Below are 21819 nucleotides of genomic sequence, written 5' to 3' on the forward strand. Positions count from 1 at the left end.
AGAGTGCGAAAAATATGTTGAATATTGAAAATTTCCGAAGTGAATTAATGCTTAACGAAGAGGATAAACAAAATGGATTTTGGTTTCTAGATGAATTGCATCTACCCGGTTCTTTAACCCCCCTGTTTGCGTCTTACATGGCACCAGCCGTTACAGAAGGGACAAAAAAGGCTTATGAAACATTGAAACTTCCAATCCATCAATTCCAAATCAAGATTTCTGATTCTCACTATTATCAGAATACCGTTTCATATCAAGGGGATATTGCAAAACGGTTGGAAGAAAATGCAACGGCTATAGAAGCATTGTTGCCAAACTTAAGTGATATATTCTGGAATTATATGAATCAAGAGTTAATCCCGTACTTTAACACACTGGACCAATACCGTAAAAATGGCTTTACTTTGGCAGAAGCAAAGGGAATCCTTATAGAATTATTTGAATTTTTCAAACATGCCTGGGAGATTCACTTCGAGGTCGTTATGCCTAGAGGCTCTGTTGGTTTACTTTTAGAAGATGCCTATAAGAATTTAACGGGTGACACGAATACGACCTATGTGTATGACCTCCTTGAAGGTGTGATGAACAAATCATTAGAAACGGATCGAGTTTTATGGAACCTTGCGAAGGTGGCTATGGCGTTACCTGAAATATCGAGCTGTTTTGCTTCCGTTCCTAATGAAGATTTAGTGACGGAGCTTAAAGCATCTCCTGAAGGCCAAACTTTCCTGGACCAAGTCCAAGATACGTTAGAAATTTACGGGTGGCGCATCGCGAATTCCCATGAGTTTTCTGATGAAACATGGGTGGAGAATCCTGAATATGCCTTAGCTGTCATTTCGGAATATATGAAGAAAGACTTCGATTTTGATGAAGAATTTGCACGTGTTGTAGCGGAACGCGAACATAAAGTATCCGCTCTGTTAGAGAAGTACCCGGAGAGTGAAGCAAAAGTAAGGTTCAAACAGATCCATGACTGGGCGTTAGCCTATTGGGGTGTTGATGAAGATCATCACTTCTACATTGATGCCATGCTTCCGGCTAAAGCTCGAATGGTTTTATTGGAAGTGGGTGCACTCTTAGTTGAAGCAAAGGCAATCGAAGAGAAAGAGGATATTTTCTTTTTATACCTGGATGAGTTAGTGGAGTTAGTGAATAACCCAAGAGATATAACCACCAAAATTGTTGAGCGCAAGGCTGAACATGAACAAAATTCGAAGAAAGAGATTCCTCAGACATACGGTGTGCCCCCACAAGAGGAAGCGGCGCCTGTTATCGAAAGAATCTTTGGAACAAGAGCGGCGGAAGTGGATGAACAAGAACAAAGCTTTAAAGGATATGCGGCCTCAAAAGGAGTCCATACGGGTACGGTGAAAATCGTTCGGGATCAGAATGATTTTTCTAAAGTTCAAAAGGGGGATGTACTCGTTTGTAAAACAACACTCCCGCCATGGACCGTGCTATTTTCTATATCCGGAGCTGTTATCACGGATGCAGGAGGAATCCTGTCTCACGCCGGAACGGTTGCCCGTGAATACAAGCTTCCAGCTGTTTTAGGTACAAAAGTGGCAACGCAAATGTTAGAAGACGGTGATATCGTACGTGTGGATGGAACAAACGGAGTCGTGTACATTGTTAAAGAAAAGTAACCATATTCCTTTGCTTGCGATTTTAACGGGGGCTTTTCTAGTCCCGTTGAATTCTACAATGATAACGATTGGTTTATCTACTATCATGGACTACTATCAGACGAATGTAGCCAATGTCTCCTGGATTGTGACGGTGTATCTCATTATCATGATCGTAGCCCAACCAATAGCAGGAAAACTCGGGGATATGTACGGAACCCGAAAGATGTTTCTAATCGGTTTGCTATTATTTTTGGGGGCTTCTTTAGTATGTGGCTATGCACCTAGTTTACCAGTTTTAATCACGGGTAGAGCGATTCAAGCTTTAGGAGGGGCTTTGATTACGCCTAATGGAACGGCAATCATTCGTTTCATTACACCTAAATCAAAGTTAACCAAGGCATTCGGTGTGTTTGGTTTTGCGATGTCCATTGGGGCGGCACTCGGCCCACTCATTGGGGCCATGCTAATTAGTGGATGGGGTTGGCATGCCACCTTTTGGATAAACATTCCCTTTACGATTTTGTCCTTCCTTATTGCCTATAAATACCTACCGAATATCGAACCGAAAATCCATACTCGATTAGATATTCAAGGATCCATTCTATTAGGTACATTCTTAACGGTTCTTGTCCTGATCGTGACAAATGAATGGTATAGAAATGGGTGGCTATGGTTGGTCTTCATATTATCTTTCGTTCTATTTGTATATAGAGAGAAGCGATATGGCAATCCAATCATCGATTTTTCACTCTTTAAAGACGCTAGTTTTACAAGTGCAAATCTATTGATCCTACTGAACAATGCCATCATGTATTGCACCATTTTAATAATGCCGATGATGCTAGAAAGAGATGTCGGATACTCTATCGGTTCGATAGGACTTCTTTTGTTTGTATTCTCGTTAGCTATCTCGATCGCATCATGGCTAGGTGGATATGTAGAAGGCAAGATTGGAAAGGGTAGGACCGTTGGAATATCTTTTGGCCTATTAATTCTGGCATTAGGATTATATGTTATCCTTCCAACGGTTGATACATTAGTCTTTGCTGGTTTGATTTTATTTCTAGGTGGAATTGGCTCGGGATTGGGCGTTCCTTCCATGCAAGCGGCGTCTCTTGAATCCGTTGCCAAGGAATTAACAGGGGTAGCTTCCGGTATTTATTCCATGTTTCGCTACTTCGGTTCAATAGCCGCATCTGTCATCATCAGTTTACAAATTCATTACTCAGTGACTATGTATATTTTGATTGCATTTTCGATATTAGGCTTGGTTGTATCGAAAGGCATGTTCATCCGTGTGAAAAAAGAAGAAAAGAATGCAAACACACACATTTTATAGCTTATGCAGAAAGTAGACAAACTTGAAAATCGGTTTGTCTACTTTTTTTGGTTTGTACCATATGGACGTTGATTTCCACTCCAGGCACTCGCTTTCCGCGGGCGGTCCGTGAGCCTCCTCGGCTTACGCCTGCGGTGTCTCACGTAGACACGCGTTTCCCGCAGGAGTCTCGTGCCTTCCATTCCAATCAACTATGTTTTATCTCGTAGATCGAACCTTTTTCCTAAAGTCATGAATGTTGAATATGAGGACGTTGATTTCCACTCCAGGCACTCGCTTTCCGCGGGCGGTCCGCGAGCCTCCTCGGCTTACGCCTGCGGTGTCTCTCGTAGACGCGCTTTGCCCGCAGGAGTCTCGTGCCTTCCATTCCAATCAACTATGTTTTATCTCGTAGATCGAACCTTTTTCCTAAAGTCATGGATGTTGAATATGAGGACGTTGATTTTCACTACAGGCACTCGCTTTCCGCGGGCGGTCCGCGAGCCTCCTCGGCTAACGCCTGCGGGGTCTCCCGTAGACACGCTTTCCCCGCAGGAGTCTCGTACCTTCCGTTCCAATCAACTATGTTTTAACTCATAGATCGAACCCTGTTTTCCTAAGTCGTGAATGAATAGGAGGACGTTGATTTCCACTCCAGGCACTCGCTTTCCGCGGGCGGTCCGTGAGCCTCCTCGGCTAACGCCTGCGGGGTCTCCCATAGACACGCTTTGCCCGCAGGAGTCTCGTGCCTTCCGTTCCAATCAACTATGTTCTACCTTGTAGCGAACCCTTCTCCCTGAACTGTTTTAAAGGAACGCTCCTTATTTAGGAACAAAAACTAAATTTGTATATTGTTGACAGTTATATCGAGTGCTGATACAATCAATATATCAACAGTCGATATAACGTTAGACGATAGGTGGGGGAATGATGGAAGATAAGGCTCCTTTGACAGAGGGTGTTTATTACATCCTTTTATCTTTATATGAACCAAGGCATGGCTATGGGATTATGCAATTTGTTTCCGAACTTAGCGATGGTCGTGTTGAGCTTGGTCCTGGAACGATTTATGGTGCGATTAAGACATTGGTTAAGCGAAAATGGATTGTTGCTTTAGGTGAGGATGGACGAAAAAAGGAATATGTTATTACGGATGCTGGGAAGCTGATGGTGGAAAATGAAATGAAGCGTCTCCATGAGTTGTATCATAACGGTTTGCTCATTACGAAAGGGGAGAACTAGCTGTGAAGAAAGTTAGGTATCGCTTTTACTTGGATTATGAAAAAGAAGAAAAGTGGATCAATGAGATGGCTGCGCACGGTTGGCACCTAAAGAAGTTTTCTTTGGGTCGGTTCACCTTTACAAAGGGAGAGCCTGGTGCATTCCTTTACCGCAATGAATTTATCATGGGAAAGTCAAAAAGTGAGATGAAGGATTATTTTGACTTGCTTAAAGACAGTGGGATTACCATTATTCATGAATTTGGTGGCTGGGTGTACATGAAAAAGGTAGCATCTGAAGGTCCGTTTGAACTATATACAGATACACAATCAAGGATCGATTATTATACCCGCATATTGAATATTTTCCTTTTACTCTTTTTTATTAATGTATGGTCGGGTATTGTGAACGTAGGTGTTTTAGGGGATCAATCACTGCCGGAATTTTTTAACTCAGCTGTTGGTATTCTTAACATTGCCGTAGCATTGCTTATCGCCATTCCCATTATAAAAATCATTCAGCGAAAAAGAGCATTGAAGAAAAGTCAGCAGTTTTTTGAATGAGTTCAAGGAGAAAATAAAAAGGTCTGAGTCCGATGAAATATCGAACTCAGACCTAACCATTAATCAAGGGATTACTTCACATGTTCTTGCTTTAGTCGTTTTGTTTAGGTGCTGGTTTGAAAATGGACAGCAGGTAAATCACTAAACCGACAATACCGATTCCTGCAATCGTGATGAACGATCCACCAGTGTAGAAGCCACTACCGAAGTAGAAGATTTCACGTAATCCTTCGGACGCAAAGCGGATCGGAACCCAAGGGCGAATGAAGTTCACGAAGAAATCGGGCAGCATTTCTAGTGGTGTCATTAATACACCCATACCTAGAAGCATGACAACCATGAATAACGTGATGGCTGGTTTGCCGATCCATGCCGTAATCGCTGATACTAATAGGAAGAAACAGAATGCTGCAAACGATACGAAGAATGCAACCAGTAAGTAACTTGGCATGTTAATACCGGCGATGGACGCTAATGTCGATACTGTAAAGCCAGAGAATAGGGCGATGATCACGCCAAATAATACTTGACTACCCATTAAGCGTAAGGTCTGTTTGCGTGTTAAGTTTTCTTTCTTAGTGATGTTCGATATCGCTAAGAATAGGATGAAACCACCGATTAAGGCACCTACCCAAGCAGGTACGGCCATTAATGTTGGTGCACTACCGTTTGCCGTTGAGGCTGTAATTTCATTAAACACTTTTTCTTCGGAAACGATTGGGTTCACTATAACAGCTGCTTGGGCTGCATCAATTTGTTGACCATCCATTTGCTTGATGAAATTTGTAGAATATTGATTATTTAATTGGGTAACTAAGCCGTTTAATGCAGTTTTCGCAAAGTTAGCACCCGTCATGTTATATCCTTGGTTAATATAGATTTTCAATTGTGCGGATTTGTTATTCTTCACGGCATTTTGTAAGCTATCGTTATAGCCTTCAGGAATGACCAATGCGGCATAGTACTGTTTATCATCGAATAGATCTTCAATATTTTCTTCTTTTTCCTTTGTAAAAGCTAACATCGGTTCTTCGCCATCCGTGACTTTACTCATTTGTTCAACGGCTGATTGGACAGCGTCTACATGTGTTCCTTCATCATTGACAATAAGGGCAACCGGTAAATTTCTAACTTTCGGGTTTCCTTGGGCGAATAAGTTTACCGAAAATAGAGCGATAATTAATATAACCGCGATGGGAGCGGCCCATGCTAGTTTATTTTTAAATAGTCTCAATGCATATCATCCTTTCTCAATTTCCAACATGTTGTTCAGTGGTATGTATATATCTTATAGTTTTTAGGACCATATAAGCAATGAACAAAAGTGAACAGATTGTTCAATTTTAAGGCGGAGGTGATGATGATGAGCACGTATGCAGAGAAAAATCGAAAAACTAAACAGCTCATTCAAACGTCGTTTATACATATCTTAGAAGAAAAGTCCTTTGATTCAATTACGGTAGGGGACATTACGAAATCGGCACAAATTAACCGTGGAACATTTTATTTGCACTATCAAGATAAGTTCGATTTGCTAGATCGAATCGAACAGCAGTTGTTTGAGGACTTAGGCAATCATATTGATGAATTGCAATCGCGCTATTCATCGACCCATACGTTTGAAAAAGGACAGGAGCAATTAGCGGCTGCCTTATTTAGCTCCATTAAAATGCATGCGCCCTTATTAAAGATATTTTTAAGCAATCATGGGAGAACAGGTTTCCACCTTCGATTTAGAGATGCCTTTTCCGAAAAAGTGCGTGTTAATTTAGAGAAAAATGAAAGCTTCCATGCATCCAATTTAAAAGTGCCCATGGACTACTTTCTATCCTTCATTACGTCTGCTTTTTTAGGATTGATCGAGCAATGGGTACAAAATGATTTAGATAAAACTCCTCAAGAAATGACCGAATTATATATTGATATCATTTCCTATATTCAAAAGAAATAACCAGATACGAAAGGACAGTTAATTAATAGTAGAAAAAATAAAAAACGACATGAGCTCTGAAATTTCATAGAGCTCAAGCCGTTTAGTCATTATCTGAATCCCGCTGTGAATTAATTATGGGAAGGTCCAGTAATAAGAGAAGTAATAGCAAGTACGATATGAATAGGACGCGTTATTCAGGGATATGAACGGTTAGGCTACCTATCACCCCATGTCATCCAACTCGATGTCCAACTAACTTTGATGTAGGGAGCATCCCTGCTTTTGCTTCACCAATCATTTTGTTTCCATCTACGTAAACGCTGAAATTCAAATTAAGACGCATGGGCTTAGACACTTTCATGGACCACTTTAATTGATTCGATTCTAGTACGGGATCGTCCATTGTGACAATATCATCTCCTTGCTTTGCTGTACCTACTAGTTTCCCATTTTGATAGGTTACAAGTAATAAAATCGGGATTTTTCCAATAGGAGTGGAGATTGTGGTATCCCAATTGCCTTGGAAGTCATCTCTTGAATCAGTTGGGATAACGGACTCATCACTTGTCACTCCAATATCATTTTCCTGTCGGATTTCTTTCGGTACATTTCCTTCATTTCTCCAAACCGTACCTCTACGTTCGTACTCAAACAGCTGTTCCACCGCGTGGGCTATAAGTGGGCCTAATTCTCGCTCAACCAGGTAAAGGGCAACATCGAGTCCAGAAGTAACGCCACCGCCAGTAACAATATCCCCATCATCTACAATTCGAGCATGAACAGGAATTGCATTCGTAGCACTTAAAAGCCCCATTCCCATGTGATGGGTAACGGCATGCCGACCTTCTAATAAGCCGCTCATGGCCAATATAAGGGAACCACCGCAAACTGTGGATAGCAATATATCTGGATTTCCGATGGCTTGTTTTAATAATTGTCTCAAGTTAGTTTCAGATGCTTGCTGGAGCCTAACCGGTATCGATTCGGCTCCAGTATCATGAACAGAACCAGAGCTACCCGGAATAAGAATGATTCCTTTACGAGTTACGTCAAGTTTCCCACTTGCTTGAATTTGTAAACCATTCACTCCACTTGTCACCATTCGTTCCCCTTCTGCAGAAACGAGTGTTACGGTTAAGTCATCTTTAAAGTACATCCCAGCAGCAGTAAACACTTCATAAGGTGCAATAGCGTCTAATAAATCAAATCCATCAAACAATACAATTTGGATATGCATAATTTTTCCTCCATAACTGAATTTCCTATGTTCCTATTTAGTAAGAAGTTCTTTAAATCTTTGGTATTCGGCCTCTGTCATTTCCCCTTTGCTTACCAGCTTTTTTAGATGGGTAAGTTGATTGGAATCCTTATAACGAGATCGTATGGCGAATATACGAACGGCTACAAAACAAAATAGTGTAAGACAGAACAATGCACCAAATGGAAAAAATGAATAACTTTGATCTTCAACACCCATTATTAAATCCCCCTCGAAGTTATTAGAATTGTGGAACGAAACATTACAATAGTTGAAGTTTGTTTCACAGTTAAAGAATAACCGTTAAATATCTCAAAAAATGGTATGAAACAATCACAAAATAATCACAATCCATCCTAAAACGTTTCCTTTTTCAAAAAAGTGATAAAATTGAATCAAATTGTAAGGATGGTATATAGGGGAGCCAATTAGAGAGGGGAATTAGATTTGTGAAGGATGTACATACTGTTTTAGTTGTGGACGATGACCATAGCATTGTTGAATTATTGAGGGATTTCTTAATAAATGAGGGATTTCAGGTGAAACTTGCTTATGATACTACTCAGGCGCTTGATGTGGTAAAGCAATGTAGAATTGATTGCCTTGTCCTTGATATCATGATGCCGGGACAAAATGGTTTTGAGTTATGTCGGCAGATTCGTATGAAAAGCAACGTCCCGATTCTTTTTTTGAGTGCGCTTAGTGATGATGTAGACAAGATACGAGGCCTTGCAATTGGAGGAGATGATTATATAGTCAAAACCGCTTCGCCTGGTGAGATTGTTGCAAGAGTGAAGGCGGTATTACGTCGCTCCAGTTCTCAGCAAGAGTTAAAGGGGAAGGTCTTGGATTATGGACGCCTCTCGTTGGATTTATCCACAAGAGAGGTATCTATAGAAGGGCAGCCCATCTCGCTTACACCGAAAGAGTATGATTTACTGCAATTATTCGCGGAACATCCGAAATATGTTTTTACATACGAGCAATTACTCGAAAAGTTTTGGGAAGGGATTGGGGACAAACATACTATTCGTGTCCATCTAAGTCGACTTCGGGAGAAAATTGAAGCGGACCCTAACGAACCGAAATTTATAGTCAATGTATGGGGTATAGGCTATCGTTTCAAAGGAGAATAAAATGAAAACCATTCGAATTCGTCATTTCACCATCCTCTGCCTACTCATTATCCTTACTTTCCCGTGGGTGTTTTATGTAGGTGGGCATATTCTTGAAACAAAGTCATTCAATCTCGGCATGGATGAACCACAACAGGAGAATATAGAAGCGATAACTCACTTGATTGAAACGAATACTGATAAATGGAAAAGTCCTGCTTGGCAAGACCAATTAAGCGGGCTTTTAGAGAAAGCAGACATGGGCGTGTCGATACTATCCAGATCTAATCAGGCGATTTTTCAATCGGACTCTGACCGAGGGCCGTCCTCTGCGAGCGTGGAACAGTTTTCAATCATACAGGATGGGCAGGTGCTTGGAAGGGTTGTCATCTATCAAGATCATTCAAAAATGACTCAAATAATGGCAGTCATTTCTGGCCTAATCGTGGCGATTTTGGTCATTACCTATGCAATGCGAAGATATATTCTCATTCCTTTGGAGAAAACGGGTCTATGTGCTCGACAGATTGCAGAGGGAGACCTGGATATCCAGTTACCTTCATCAAGGATTTCAGAAATTGATGAGGTACATGACGGGTTTACTATTATGGTAGATAGTCTGAAAAAATCTTTTCAGAAACAGGATGAATTGGAAGCTGAAAGGAGATTTGTCATTACTGCTGTTGCACATGATTTACGAACGCCTTTGTTTGCTTTGCGTGGTTACCTAGATGGTTTAGAGCAAGGCATTGCTGATACACCTGAAAAGAAAGCAAAGTATTTGGCGGTATGTAAGGAGAAGTCGGCGCAGTTGGATCGATTAGTAGAGGATCTTTTCACGTTTGCTAAGACGGAATACCAAGAAGTGAATCTGCCTGAAAACAGGATTGATCTGTGTCTTGTTCTCAAGAACTCCATAGAAAGCCTGCGCCTGCAGGCTCAGCAAAAGGGGATTTCCATCATGACAGATCATTTAAAAACGGGTTGCTACATCAAGGGTGATTCGCACTTATTGGAACGAGCCCTGAATAACTTGCTAGATAATGCGGTAAGGCATACACCTAGGAATGGAGAAATATTCATTACTTGCAATAGAGAGGATAACCAAGTGATCTTTACGGTACAAGATACAGGAAAGGGGTTCTCTATGGAAGACCTTTCGCGAGTATTTGAACCACTATATCGTGGGGAAGCATCGAGAAATCGCTCAACCGGAGGAGCAGGATTAGGTTTAACGATTTCTCAGCGAATCATTAGACAGCATGGTGGGGAGTTGGTAGTAGGAAATAACCCAGAAGGTGGTGCAATCTTAAAGGGGTGGTTACCTTTGGGAAATTCTTAGTGTAGCATGCTTTCCGCAAACAGCTGGAAGGTATATCGAAACAAATCATCCATGAAAAAGCAGAAGGTGCCTAAGCGCCTTCTGCTTTTTCCTTCATGTTCATTAACCTTTTAAGAAATCAGCTTTAGCGAAAGCAGGGTTCGGGTACTTGTAGAAGCCTTCTCCTGCTGCTCTGCCTGTTTTTCCTTTGTCGATGTATTCCGTTTTCAAGAGGTTAGCCAATTTCACGAAATGTGGATCACCTGCTTGAGCCTTGGCATTGGCAATGTTATAGGCGGTGGTGATTCCCACTACGTCCAAGATGGCGAAAGGTCCGAGTGGAGCGCCTGTTGCAATCATCCATGTCTTGTCGATGGTTGCAGGGTCGGCGACTTCATTCAATAGGAGTCCTTGGCCTGCTTCCAAGAACGGAACCAATAAAGAGTTCAAGATATAGCCGGGTTGCTCTTTATGTAATGGGAGGGCGACCATTCCGATCGCTTTTGCGAAATCAATCACTTCATCGAAGAACTGTTCATTTGTTCCTGGGTGCTTCATGACTTCGGCGGTATTGTTTTTCCAGATTTCATTCGCAAAGTGTAAGGCAAGGAATTTCTCGGGACGGCCTGTCGCTTCTGCAAATTGACTTGGCAATAATGTCGAAGAGTTCGTTGCAAAAACGGTTTTTTCAGGCGCAACTTTTCCTAATTCCGTATAAAAATCAGTTTTAATCTGAACGACTTCTGGAATCGCTTCAATCACAAGATCCGCATCCGCTACAGCTTTTGCAAGATCGGAATGGAAAGTAAGACGGTCATAAGCCGCATTCAACTCTTCGTCCGTTGCCCCTAAATCTTCTTTATAATACGGCTTCAAGTTCGTGATTCTTTCTTTGGCACGTTCTAAAGCTTCGTCGTTAATGTCATATATCGTTACATTGAATTTTCCTACGTAAGCGGTTTGGAAGGCTATCTGACTTCCTAAAACGCCGCTTCCGGCAACTGTGATGTTTTTGTAATTCATCATCGTAAAAACCCCTTTTTCGTTAGTTATCCTCGGTTGTTTAAGCTTTCATGAATGAAATGCAGGGATAGACTTGATGTTTTTAAGTATTCCCGTAAACGACCTTAATAAACGCAAAGACAAATTCGGATGCATGTCTAAAGTTCTATTTAATTTTAACAAAAAAGGGGAATAAAGTCCTTTTGAAAACCTTGTTATCCCTTTTTTAGACCCTGACTTATTTGTCTTTTGCCCTTGGGAAAAGCGTTATTTTGTTTAGGTCTATAGCAACGGGGAAGAAGAAATAATAGAGAATATCGATAGGAGGAATAGTAGATGACTAAAACGATTTTCATCACGGGAGCAGGCAGTGGGCTTGGAAGAGGAACAGCATTAGGATTAGCGAAGAGAGGGCACCACGTGATTGCGACGACCGAAATCACGTCCCAGAAAACGGATCTAATGCGAGAAGCACAGGAGCAAGGCCTGAATATGGACGTGCTCAAATTGGATATCACGAATGAACGGGACAGGGCTCTGATTGATGTGTATGATTTTGACGTGTTTGTGGCCAATGCTGCTATCAACGAAGGCGGTGCACTAGGGGAAGTGCCGATGGATCGGTTCCGGGCGATTTTCGAAGTGAATGTATTTGCGACACTTGAATCCGTCCAACATGCAGCAAGGAAGCTGGTCAAAAAAGGAAGCGGGAAAATCGTGTTCTTGAGTTCGATGGCCGGAATTATCACGACCCCATTCGGAGGTCCATATGCGACAACCAAACATGCCATCGAGGGTATGGCGTTAACCTTGAAGGATGAGCTTGAGCCATTTGGGGTGCAGGTGGCGACCATAAATCCGGGTGCCTATAATACGGGCTTCAACGACAGGGCTGCAGAGGAGAAATGGAAGTGGTTCGATGAGGAACGCAACTTTACACGGAAGGAAGATATGGAGAAACAGGATGCGGGATTAAAGAACCAACTTGATCCGGAAGACATGATCGAGAAGATGATTGAAATCATCCCGGCCGACCACCATAAATTCCGTACAGCCTATCCGGAAAAAACGGAAAAACAGATGAAGCAAACCGAGCAGGATCGTTGGGACATGGAGATTTGATGAAACGACTAAAAAGCACTCATTTTGAGCCATTCAAAATGAGTGCTTTTTTTATGTGGTCTTTAGGCACGCATGTACCGCCACATAGAAGAGACCTACTACCTACAAAAAAACCAAAGGTATTCAAATGTGGGTTTCATGCCCTATTACTTATTGCTTTTTTCAAAATACTCTGTTTAGAGTAAGCTGAACATACGTGCAAATGTAGAAGGCAGAGAATCTTTAGATGTTTTGAAGGAGGAATATGACTTAATGAACAAAGAAGTGATTCCTATTAAAGAAATTACGAATTTTCAATCACGTGCTGATGAGTTTTTCCCGATTGAATGGTACAAAGAAATGCTTCACGATCATCCTGTCTATTTCCATGAGGGAACGAATACGTGGAATGTGTTTAAATATGAACATGTTAAACAGGTGTTAAGTAACTATAAGGTTTTTTCAAGTGAAGGACCTAGAAGTGCTATTTTCGTTGGAGCGGGTAAGAAGGCAGAAAAACCTTCTTCCATAACGAATCTTACATTGGTGGATCCACCTGCACATCGGAAGAGCCGCTCCTTGTTAGCAGCCGCTTTCACCCCGCGCAGTTTGAAAGAATGGGAACCTCGTATTCACCAAATTATTAGCGACCTTGTAGATGACATTCCAGCTGACTCAACGGTCGATATTATAAAAGCATTCTCTGGCCCTTTACCTGCTATGGTTATCGCGGATTTATTCGGGGTGCCGATTCAAGATCAACACCAGTTCAAAGAATGGGTGGATATCCTGTTCCAACCTTATGACGAAGCAAGGTTGGAAGATATCATGCGTAAAAAGGAACAGGCGGCAAAGGAATATTTCCAATACCTATATCCGATTGTCGTTCAGAAACGTTCGAATCTGTCAGATGATATTATCTGTGACTTAATCCGGGCAGAAGTGGATGGGGAAAGGTTTACGGATGAAGAGATCGTGCAGGCGACGATGCTCCTATTAGGCGCGGGTGTAGAAACGACTAGCCATGCGATCGCGAATTCTTTCTATTCATTACTTTATGATGATCCGTCAATCTATGGAGAACTCCGGAATGAGCCTGAATTGATTCCGAATGCAGTCGAGGAAATGCTACGGTATCGGTTCCACAGCTCCAGACGAGATCGCACGGTTAAAGAAGATAATGATTTATTAGGGGTTCCGTTAAAAAAAGGGGATACCGTCATCGCTTGGATGAGCGGCTGCAATCTGGATGGAGATATGTTTGAAGATCCTTTCAAAATAGACATCCGCCGTCCAAATAATAAGAAGCATTTGACCTTCGGAAGCGGGCCACATTTCTGCTTAGGTGCACCGCTTGCACGATTGGAAATGAAATTGGCTTTGGAGCTTTTCGTCAAGAAATTCTCTCGTATCGAACCTGTCGAAGGGTTTGATTTAGAACAAAACTTAACCGAATCCGCTACTGGACAGTCCTTAACATATTTACCGGTCAAGGTCTATAAGTAAGAGGGGAAATTGCAATACTTTAGGAACATCAGAAAACTCTGATGTCAGAGTTTAGACAAAAGGGGGTCGGAAATATTAAGTTCCGATCCCCTTTTGAAATTCCTTTCGAATCTTCGCCTAAACTTGCCGTGTCCAATTTTCCATCATCTTTACATTCAGGGCAGGCTCCATTTTAAGAACTAATAATTCTATTGTGAAACAATCATGACTTAGGAAATAGGGTATTATCTATGAGTTAAAACAAAGTTGATAGGAACGGAAGGTACGAGACTCCTGCGGGAAAAGCGTGTCTACGGGAGACCCCGCAGGCGAAAGCCGAGGAGGCTCGCGGACCGCCCGCGGAAAGCGAGTGCCTGGAGTGGAAATCAACGTCCACATTGTACAAGCCATACAAACACGATTTTTATAGAGTTTGTCTACAGTCTGGCATCAGAATACTTCTGATGTTCTTTTTGCCATTATTTTCAGCTGGAGAATCAACAATCAGAAAACTTTCTTAATGCTGTGGTGTGCTCGAAATAGTCATGAATGAAACTGGGGGAAAATCGTAATCGCTAGGTTTATTATTTTGGATCGATTTTTTCTTCTTTGTTCTTTTTTGAAAAAGTTATATCTCCCCATAACCATAAAAAACCTGTAATGAATAATGGTAATCCGATAGATTGGAGAAGTACATGTTCCCAATCAATCGCCTTTTTATCAATGTATACGGCATTCAATGAATATAATATTGTTGAAAGAATCATTAATGTAATAGTGATTTTCATCCATTTTTTAAATGTTAGTTGTACCATTGGAAAGTGACCAAATCCTTATATTACCATTTTGACCTATCCTTTAAATGATTTGCATAGCAAGAGAAATATAAGAATATAAAACAAAATTTACGAAAACCTAATCAAGAAAATACTTATAAATGGTTTCTGCAAAAGGCCAAGCAGGCTTTTAGGAATATCCAATCCAAAATAGTATAATAGAACGTATATGAAAGTTGATTTAGAAAGGGGCTAACTATTATGGCACAATCATTAAAAAATAAAGTAGCAATTGTTACCGGTGGGGCAAGAGGAATCGGGAAAGCAACGGCTATCGCACTAGCTAAAGAAGGAGTAAACGTCGGTTTACTTGCAAGAACAGAGGCAACTCTAAAAGAGGCGGCTACCGAAATTGAAGGGTTAGGCGTTAAAGTGGCCTATGCAGCAGCTGATGTTTCATCAAAGGAACAAGTGGAAGCAGCGATTGAATCTTTAACAAAAGAGTTAGGGAATGCAGATATTCTAATTAATAGCGCGGGTATCGGAACATTCGGTACGGTTATGGAAATGGATCCAGAAGAATGGAAACAAATCATTGATACAAACTTAATGGGCACCTATTATGTAACACATGCTGTACTGCCTCAATTAATCGAGAAAAATGGTGGGGACATCATTAATGTGTCTTCCACAAATGGATTGAGTGGAGCCGCTACATCAAGTGCATACAGTGCATCCAAGTTTGCCGTAATTGGTTTTACAGAATCCTTAGCACAAGAAGTTCGCCGCAACAATATTCGCGTGTCTGCTTTGACACCAAGTACGGTGGCAACAGATCTTGCGCTTGACCTAAGCTTAATTAAGGAAAATAACGATACAAAATTCATCCAACCTGAAGATATTGCAGAATTCATCGTGGACCAATTAAAGATCAATCCACGTATGTATGTCAAAACAGCAAGCTTCATCGCAACGAACCCATTTTAATGCCGTTTATTTTCAATAAATTAAGAACTAAAAGAGTTAGTTATCCAAAAGGATAATTGACTCTTTTTTTGTTATGAAGGCATCTAAGTTAATGAGAATAATTTCTGGTTTTCTGGAGAAATTTATCAATTATAGGTTTTCTTTTTTCAAAACGAAGGTATAGAAGAAGTATTGTCTAATTAGTTAGTAAACGACTTTAAGAAATTAAGGGACGGCCCCTAATAGATAGATGAGTGGTTATCTAGTAATCCTCACTACTGAGAATATACGATATTTATTGAGAAAGAAAAATGTAATTCATTTTACGTGCATTCTTTACGTGCATACCCTATAATGGTTTTGTGTTGATTATAATAATTATCATTTAATATTTAATATAAATGATAATTCCCCTTATAAACTGGAATACTAGTGAAGTAAGGGCCACTATTTTTAAGGAGGTTTTCATTTTGGCAGAGAACAAAGATATGAATGCTCCAAAAGGACAGGATCAAGAAAAAGATGTGAAACGCGATACGTTGACCACGCGTCAAGGTCACCCTGTGACGGATAACCAGAATATCCGAACAGTAGGTAATCGCGGTCCCGCTACACTTGAGAATTATCATTTCATCGAAAAGATTTCCCACTTTGACCGGGAGGAAGTGCCGGAGCGTGTGGTTCACGCACGTGGTGCTGGAGCATTTGGCTATTTTGAAGCATATGGAAAAGTCGGAGATGAACCTCCAGAAAAATATACTCGGGCGAAAGTATTTTCGGGTGCTGGGAAGCGAACACCACTCATGGTCCGTTTCTCTACCGTGGCAGGATCGAAGGATTCGCCAGAAACAGCACGGGATCCACGCGGTTTTGCCGTGAAAATGTATACGGAAGATGGTAACTGGGATCTAGTCGGCAACAACCTGAAAATTTTCTTTATCCGTGATGCGATGAAGTTCCCTGATATGATTCATGCATTCAAGGTGGATCCAGCATCGAACGTGGCGAATCCTGAGCAGATGTTCGACTTTGTTTCCCGTTCACCTGAAGCTACGCATATGATTACATTCCTATTTTCTCCATGGGGCATTCCAGCTACATACCGCCATATGCAGGGTTCTGGAGTGAATACTTATAAATGGGTGAATGACAAAGGCGAAGCTGTGCTTGTAAAGTATCATTGGGAGCCTAAGCAAGGCATCCGCAACTTAACCCAAGAAGAAGCAGACGCTATTCAAGCGAAGACCGTCGCCCATGCGACACAGGATTTATATGAATCCATCGAGCGTGGAGAATATCCGGAATGGGAACTCTATGTGCAAATCATGGAGGATGACTACCATCCAGAACTTGATTTCGATCCGCTAGATGATACAAAACTCTGGCCGGAAGATAAATTCCCATGGTTGCCAGTCGGTCGTATGGTTCTTGATCGGAATCCGGTGGACTACCATGCGGAAATCGAGCAGGCCGCCTTCGGTACAGGGGTTCTTGTCGACGGAATGGATTTCTCCGATGATAAAATGCTCCAAGGCCGTACGTTCTCCTACTCTGATACGCAACGCTATCGTGTAGGTCCGAACTATCTGAAATTGCCTGTGAATGCTCCGAAAGTGCCTGTCCGCACGAATCAGCATCGTGGTCAAATGGATATTCGTGACCCGAAAGAGAATGGTGAAAATCCATCGATTAACTATGAACCTTCGATGATCGGCGGGTACAAGGAAGCAAGCAAAGAAGAGCGTCCACAGCACCGTCCGAGCTATAATGCGGCGGTAATGAGCGAGCCGATTGACCGTCCTAATAACTATGGTCAAGCGGGCGAAACATATCGCAGCTTTGAGGACTGGGAACGTGATGAATTAATCAACAACCTATCCAATGCACTTGCAATATGTGACAAACGTATTCAAGATGCCATGGTTGAGCACTTTACACAAGCCGATGAAGAATATGGCCGCCGTGTGAAGGAAGGCATCGAAATGAAAATGAAAGAAATCAAGGAAAAACAGGAAGAAGGCAAGATTCCAGGCCGTGAATCAGGTAAGTCGAAATATGGCCAAGGTACATTAGCGGCAAATGAAGCGACTAAAGATGCCGTGAAGAAAAGCCACGAAGCCGACCCTTATTAAGAGGCAATAAAACAAAGCAGCTGTCCCAAAGTCGGTGAAAACTGACGGGCGGGCAGCTTTTTTTTAGTCTTTGGTTAAAGAGTTCTTGTTATTTCGGTGTCCCCTTTATTGGTACCAATAAATGTCGGAAATTGGATAAAATATGTTAAAATATAAGGGGATTATAATCTCCTGATCAATATGTAAAAGAAATAACGAATAGGGAAATGGGGAATGAAAATGGATGTGAGATTTCCAATTGGGGAATTACAAGTACCTGAACAAGTAACACTAGAAAACATTCAAGAATGGTTAAAGGATATCGAAACATACACCATTCAATTAAGAGAAACTGTTGACTCATTAAGTGATGAGGAATTAAAGAAAACATATCGTGAGGGTGGCTGGAATGTTCGTCAGCTTGTTCATCACATTGCAGATTCCCAGTTGAACATGTATCAACGTTTGAAGCTGGCTTTGACAGATGAGAACCCAACGGTACCAGGTTTTGACCAGGAAAGATGGGCGATTCAACCGGACACTGAACTTCCAATAGAAAGTTCCGTTAAAATGCTAGAAGGGATAAATGAGCGTATCGTTGCTTTAGGGCATAGTTTAACCGAAGAGCAAGTACGTCGAACTTTCACTCATCAGGAAAATGGTGAAATAACAGTGGCAAAAAAAATCGCAAAATTGGCTTGGCACGAAAATCACCACTTAGCCCATATAAAAATCGCCTTATCGAAATAACAATTGGATGGGATCGGCTTATCGAAAGTCGATAAGCCATTTTTTTAAACGGGTATCCTCGAAAGGTTGTAGCAAATCAGCTAAATGTCTTCAATTTCTTGATTGAAAAATTGTCCTCTAATAAAGCCCAGTTTTGGGGGTAAGGGAAACCTAGTGCCCAGTAGCTGATGCCGCGGAGCTTATATTGCTTTGCGAGTTCAAACTTGGCTTGGGCGCTCCGTGCATCTTCAAACCATACTTCATGCGTTTTCCCTTTTTCGTCTGTATAGCGGAAAAAGGGTGATTGGGCGACCGGATCATATTGAATGGGTGCTCCGTGCTTAACGGCCCTCCTTACGGCTTCTTGTGGGCTGAATGTCTCCGCTTCCTGGCCTTTAACATGTGGGAGGAGCCAATCCCGTGCATATATTTGGAACCCTAAAAAGATCTTTTCTGCAGGAATCACCGTCAAGGCATACTCCACGACTTTCCTCATTTGGTCAAGGGGAGAGATGGCTTGAGGGGGACCCATCCGATATCCCCATTCATACGTCATGAGCACGACGAAATCGACAATCCGTCCATGCGCTTCATAATCATGTGCTTCATATAACACACCAGCTTGCTCTTCGCTCGTCTTGGGCGCAAGGGCAGTGGAAACCAAATAGCCTCTAGCATGAAGACGCTCAACCGCCAGTTGCAGGAATCGGTTGTAATCCTCGCGATTCTCGGGCAATACATTTTCAAAATCGATGTTTAGTGCGGTATAGCCTTTGTCATCCATCACTTCAAGCACATTCCGAATGACCTTTTCCCTTAATGAAGAATTGGACAAAATGACTTGGGCTAGGTTGGATCCAGCTTCCGTTGAAGTGAAGTTCGTAATCGACATCATGGGGACGATACCTTTTGAAATCGCGGCATCGACCATATCTTCATCGTTCAGTCCTTCTAATGTGCCATCTTCCTTGATTTTATACGCAAAGGGGCTGAGGTAAGTAAGTAGTTGGCCGATATCTTGGATGGATTGGACGGCTGCATCACTTGATTGATAGGTATAAGCATTCACTTCTATCGCTCGTTTCGACCTTGGGATGATGAGGTTCATTCCTACATAAATCGTGTTTGGGTCTTCGATTTGATTGACACTCAAGATGGCCTGAACGGTCGTGCCATACCAAACGGAAATGTCCCATAACGTTTGTCCCGACTGAACGACGTGTGTAATGGGCGGGATATATAGAACACTGCCTTGGTAAAGTACGTTTGGGTCGGTAAGTTGATTGGCTTGCATGAGTGCTTGAATGGTCAGTCCGTATTGCTGGGCAATCGACCATAAGGTTTCTCCGGCTTCAACGATGTGAGAGGTCCCGATGTGAGGAATAACCAATGACTGGCCAAGCGTTAATTGGCTTGGGTCGGATAATGCATTTAATTTAACAATTGAATCGATTGTTACTCCATAGCGGTTTGCAATTTTCCATAACGAATCGCCACTGCTTACTACATAGATAATCAACAGAACTCCCCCTTAAGTCATTTCATTCATGCATTCTATGTAATAGCCGTTTAAATGTGTATTTACCTATGGAGTTTTTCAAACGCGATTGCTTAAAAAGGGTCATCTTGATGTGGAAACGGTATAATAAATGGGCATATGCAGACATTAAAAACGTGCATAAGGACCATGCAAATGACTATTTTTGTTTTAAATATGAGGAAAAACCAGTACAAACATGACTAAAGAAAAGGGGATTCTATGACAAAAAATAATGAATCAGGATGGAACTTCGAAAATAGCTATGCTGGACTTCCAAAAGCTCTTTTCACCCTTACCGACCCGATTCCAGTAAGTGCACCTGAATTGATCATTCTCAATGAAAAGCTGGCTGCTACTTTAGGGCTGTCCGCGGAAGAATTAGAAAGCGATGAGGGTGTGGAAGTACTTGCTGGTAACAAGATTCCTGAAGGAGCCTTGCCTCTTTCCCAAGCATACGCGGGTCACCAATTCGGTCATTTCACAATGCTAGGTGACGGGCGAGCGGTGCTCTTGGGTGAGCAGATTACGCCAGAGGGGGAAAGGATGGACATCCAGCTTAAAGGTCCAGGAAGAACACCCTATTCACGCGGGGGGGATGGACGCGCGGCACTGGGTCCGATGTTACGTGAATATATCATCAGTGAAGCCATGCATGCGCTGGGAATTCCCACATCGCGTAGTTTGGCTGTAGTGAAGACAGGCGACCCGGTCTATCGGGAAACTGTGCTACCCGGTGCGGTTTTAACGCGAGTGGCTGCCAGCCATCTTCGTGTCGGAACTTTTCAATATGTTGCTAAGTGGAGGACAATCGAGGAACTGCAGGCCCTTGTAGACTATACTATCAAGCGTCATTTTCCAGAGGTGGAAGCTGCTGAAAACCGAGCTCAATCGATGCTAAGGGAGGTCATCAAACGACAGGCCAAGCTTATTTCAAAATGGCAGTTGGTTGGCTTCTTACATGGGGTGATGAACACTGACAACATGACCATCAGCGGTGAAAGCATCGATTACGGTCCATGTGCCTTCATGGATACCTATGATCCGGAAACGGTATTCAGCTCCATTGACGTTCAAGGCCGTTATGCCTATGGAAATCAGCCTTACATTGCCGCTTGGAACCTAGCCCGATTGGCGGAAAGCCTACTGCCACTGTTGCATGATGATCAGGAACAGGCCATTCAACTGGCGCAGGATGAGATCTCGGAATTCAATAAGTTATATCATACACATTGGTTCAAGGGCATGAGGGCGAAGTTGGGCATCTTTAATGAAGAGGCAGAAGATGAAGCGCTGATCGAAGGACTCCTCGACATGATGAAGAAGCATCGGGCAGACTATACGAACACCTTCCGTGCCTTAACGTTTGAAACAAAAGGGGACGCAGCCCTTTTCGATTCTCCGGAGTTTGAAGAGTGGCATAAGTTGTGGCAGGAGCGAGTAGGGCGTCAACAGGAATCGGAAGACTCTTCGAAGAAACTGATGCAAGAAAGTAATCCTGCGGTGATTCCACGAAACCACCGGGTGGAAGAAGCATTGGATGCTGCGGTGAAAAAAGGCGATTACAGTGTGATGGAACGACTTCTGGAAGTACTCTCACACCCATACGCGCATACGAGCGATCAGGAAGCATACGCAACAGTGCCCGAATCATGCGGCCCGTACCAGACTTTTTGTGGTACTTAATGAAAAAAATAACTCGAAAAGATGATTCCTATTGGAGTCATCTTTTTTGTATGGGTAATTGGATTG

General features: G+C 42.2%; 19 protein-coding genes. 13 read left to right on the forward strand and 6 right to left on the reverse strand.

The window, feature by feature from the left end:
* The first annotated feature begins 14 nt into the window (after window positions 1-14).
* The 4 genes from AC503W_RS02955 (at window position 15) to AC503W_RS02970 (ending at window position 4733) form a co-directional block, all read left to right on the forward strand.
* Window positions 15-1649: a PEP-utilizing enzyme gene (locus tag AC503W_RS02955; protein ID WP_494915982.1), complete on the forward strand. Its 1635-nt coding sequence runs from the start codon at window positions 15-17 to the stop codon at window positions 1647-1649.
* Window positions 1633-2970 (forward strand): MFS transporter, encoded by a 1338-nt coding sequence (locus AC503W_RS02960; RefSeq protein WP_494915983.1) that lies wholly within the window; start codon window positions 1633-1635, stop codon window positions 2968-2970. The genes AC503W_RS02955 and AC503W_RS02960 overlap by 17 nt, the downstream gene beginning before the upstream one ends.
* A 906-nt stretch (window positions 2971-3876) precedes the next feature.
* Window positions 3877-4191, forward strand: coding sequence for a PadR family transcriptional regulator (locus AC503W_RS02965; protein WP_494915985.1), 315 nt, complete (start codon window positions 3877-3879; stop codon window positions 4189-4191).
* Between the two features lie 2 nt (window positions 4192-4193).
* The gene (locus AC503W_RS02970; RefSeq protein WP_494915986.1) at window positions 4194-4733 is read left to right on the forward strand and encodes a DUF2812 domain-containing protein; all 540 of its coding nucleotides are present in this window, start codon (window positions 4194-4196) and stop codon (window positions 4731-4733) included.
* Between the two features lie 91 nt (window positions 4734-4824).
* Here the strand turns inward: AC503W_RS02970 and AC503W_RS02975 are convergent, their stop codons facing one another.
* Window positions 4825-5967: a YhgE/Pip domain-containing protein gene (locus tag AC503W_RS02975; protein WP_494915987.1), complete on the reverse strand. Its 1143-nt coding sequence runs from the start codon at window positions 5965-5967 to the stop codon at window positions 4825-4827.
* A gap of 123 nt (window positions 5968-6090) precedes the next feature.
* Between AC503W_RS02975 and AC503W_RS02980 the strand changes: the two genes are divergently transcribed.
* Window positions 6091-6684 (forward strand): TetR/AcrR family transcriptional regulator, encoded by a 594-nt coding sequence (locus AC503W_RS02980; protein ID WP_494915989.1) that lies wholly within the window; start codon window positions 6091-6093, stop codon window positions 6682-6684.
* A 214-nt stretch (window positions 6685-6898) separates the two neighbouring features.
* Here the strand turns inward: AC503W_RS02980 and AC503W_RS02985 are convergent, their stop codons facing one another.
* Together AC503W_RS02985 and AC503W_RS02990 are read right to left on the reverse strand one after the other, a co-directional pair.
* Window positions 6899-7903, reverse strand: a complete 1005-nt coding sequence (locus tag AC503W_RS02985) for a DJ-1/PfpI family protein (RefSeq protein WP_494915990.1) — start codon at window positions 7901-7903, stop codon at window positions 6899-6901.
* Between the two features lie 33 nt (window positions 7904-7936).
* Window positions 7937-8143 carry a hypothetical protein gene (locus tag AC503W_RS02990; RefSeq protein WP_402959006.1) on the reverse strand — a complete coding sequence of 69 codons (207 nt, stop codon included), beginning with the start codon at window positions 8141-8143 and terminating at the stop codon, window positions 7937-7939.
* A gap of 230 nt (window positions 8144-8373) precedes the next feature.
* On the opposite strand from AC503W_RS02990, the gene AC503W_RS02995 reads away from it, so the two are divergent.
* Window positions 8374-9060: a response regulator transcription factor gene (locus AC503W_RS02995; RefSeq protein WP_402959008.1), complete on the forward strand. Its 687-nt coding sequence runs from the start codon at window positions 8374-8376 to the stop codon at window positions 9058-9060.
* A gap of 1 nt (window position 9061) precedes the next feature.
* Window positions 9062-10381 carry a sensor histidine kinase gene (locus AC503W_RS03000; RefSeq protein ID WP_494915993.1) on the forward strand — a complete coding sequence of 440 codons (1320 nt, stop codon included), beginning with the start codon at window positions 9062-9064 and terminating at the stop codon, window positions 10379-10381.
* Between the two features lie 102 nt (window positions 10382-10483).
* Here AC503W_RS03000 and AC503W_RS03005 read toward each other — a convergent pair whose 3' ends face one another.
* Window positions 10484-11383 carry a 3-hydroxyacyl-CoA dehydrogenase gene (locus AC503W_RS03005; RefSeq protein WP_494917253.1) on the reverse strand — a complete coding sequence of 300 codons (900 nt, stop codon included), beginning with the start codon at window positions 11381-11383 and terminating at the stop codon, window positions 10484-10486.
* A 315-nt stretch (window positions 11384-11698) separates the two neighbouring features.
* Here AC503W_RS03005 and AC503W_RS03010 point away from each other — a divergent pair, with 315 nt between their 5' ends.
* Together AC503W_RS03010 and AC503W_RS03015 are read left to right on the forward strand one after the other, a co-directional pair.
* Entirely contained in the window at window positions 11699-12484 is a 786-nt protein-coding gene (locus AC503W_RS03010) for an SDR family oxidoreductase (RefSeq protein WP_402989013.1), read from the forward strand.
* Between the two features lie 252 nt (window positions 12485-12736).
* Entirely contained in the window at window positions 12737-13969 is a 1233-nt protein-coding gene (locus tag AC503W_RS03015) for a cytochrome P450 (RefSeq protein ID WP_402989010.1), read from the forward strand.
* Window positions 13970-14532: 563 nt separating this feature from the next.
* On the opposite strand, the gene AC503W_RS03020 is transcribed toward AC503W_RS03015, so the two are convergent.
* Entirely contained in the window at window positions 14533-14763 is a 231-nt protein-coding gene (locus AC503W_RS03020) for a hypothetical protein (RefSeq protein WP_403124953.1), read from the reverse strand.
* Window positions 14764-14985: 222 nt separating this feature from the next.
* Between AC503W_RS03020 and AC503W_RS03025 the strand changes: the two genes are divergently transcribed.
* The 3 genes from AC503W_RS03025 to AC503W_RS03035 all read left to right on the forward strand — a co-directional run bounded on the left by AC503W_RS03025 (window position 14986) and on the right by AC503W_RS03035 (window position 18551).
* Window positions 14986-15711, forward strand: coding sequence for a 3-ketoacyl-ACP reductase (locus tag AC503W_RS03025; RefSeq protein ID WP_402871658.1), 726 nt, complete (start codon window positions 14986-14988; stop codon window positions 15709-15711).
* 449 nt (window positions 15712-16160) lie between these two features.
* The gene (locus tag AC503W_RS03030; RefSeq protein WP_402871656.1) at window positions 16161-17822 is read left to right on the forward strand and encodes a catalase; all 1662 of its coding nucleotides are present in this window, start codon (window positions 16161-16163) and stop codon (window positions 17820-17822) included.
* 219 nt (window positions 17823-18041) lie between these two features.
* Window positions 18042-18551, forward strand: a complete 510-nt coding sequence (locus tag AC503W_RS03035; RefSeq protein WP_494915996.1) for a YfiT family bacillithiol transferase — start codon at window positions 18042-18044, stop codon at window positions 18549-18551.
* 76 nt (window positions 18552-18627) lie between these two features.
* Here AC503W_RS03035 and AC503W_RS03040 read toward each other — a convergent pair whose 3' ends face one another.
* Complete coding sequence (locus AC503W_RS03040) at window positions 18628-20049, reverse strand: glycoside hydrolase family 18 protein (protein WP_494915998.1); 1422 nt, start codon at window positions 20047-20049, stop codon at window positions 18628-18630.
* A gap of 240 nt (window positions 20050-20289) precedes the next feature.
* Between AC503W_RS03040 and AC503W_RS03045 the strand changes: the two genes are divergently transcribed.
* Complete coding sequence (locus AC503W_RS03045; RefSeq protein ID WP_494916000.1) at window positions 20290-21753, forward strand: protein adenylyltransferase SelO; 1464 nt, start codon at window positions 20290-20292, stop codon at window positions 21751-21753.
* Window positions 21754-21819: the final 66 nt, after the last annotated feature.

The sequence above is a fragment of the Peribacillus suis genome (assembly GCF_059384845.1).

What these genes read in the sequence shown, in the direction of transcription:
- AC503W_RS02955 (WP_494915982.1), top strand. Translation starts at nt 15, where the DNA reads ATGTTGAATATTGAAAATTTCCGAAGTGAATTAATGCTTAACGAAGAG.
- AC503W_RS02965 (WP_494915985.1), top strand. Translation starts at nt 3,877, where the DNA reads ATGATGGAAGATAAGGCTCCTTTGACAGAGGGTGTTTATTACATCCTT.
- AC503W_RS02980 (WP_494915989.1), top strand. Translation starts at nt 6,091, where the DNA reads ATGATGATGAGCACGTATGCAGAGAAAAATCGAAAAACTAAACAGCTC.
- AC503W_RS02985 (WP_494915990.1), bottom strand. Translation starts at nt 7,903, where the DNA reads ATGCATATCCAAATTGTATTGTTTGATGGATTTGATTTATTAGACGCT.
- AC503W_RS02990 (WP_402959006.1), bottom strand. Translation starts at nt 8,143, where the DNA reads ATGGGTGTTGAAGATCAAAGTTATTCATTTTTTCCATTTGGTGCATTG.
- AC503W_RS03000 (WP_494915993.1), top strand. Translation starts at nt 9,062, where the DNA reads ATGAAAACCATTCGAATTCGTCATTTCACCATCCTCTGCCTACTCATT.
- AC503W_RS03005 (WP_494917253.1), bottom strand. Translation starts at nt 11,383, where the DNA reads ATGAATTACAAAAACATCACAGTTGCCGGAAGCGGCGTTTTAGGAAGT.
- AC503W_RS03010 (WP_402989013.1), top strand. Translation starts at nt 11,699, where the DNA reads ATGACTAAAACGATTTTCATCACGGGAGCAGGCAGTGGGCTTGGAAGA.
- AC503W_RS03015 (WP_402989010.1), top strand. Translation starts at nt 12,737, where the DNA reads ATGAACAAAGAAGTGATTCCTATTAAAGAAATTACGAATTTTCAATCA.
- AC503W_RS03020 (WP_403124953.1), bottom strand. Translation starts at nt 14,763, where the DNA reads ATGGTACAACTAACATTTAAAAAATGGATGAAAATCACTATTACATTA.
- AC503W_RS03025 (WP_402871658.1), top strand. Translation starts at nt 14,986, where the DNA reads ATGGCACAATCATTAAAAAATAAAGTAGCAATTGTTACCGGTGGGGCA.
- AC503W_RS03035 (WP_494915996.1), top strand. Translation starts at nt 18,042, where the DNA reads ATGGATGTGAGATTTCCAATTGGGGAATTACAAGTACCTGAACAAGTA.
- AC503W_RS03045 (WP_494916000.1), top strand. Translation starts at nt 20,290, where the DNA reads ATGACAAAAAATAATGAATCAGGATGGAACTTCGAAAATAGCTATGCT.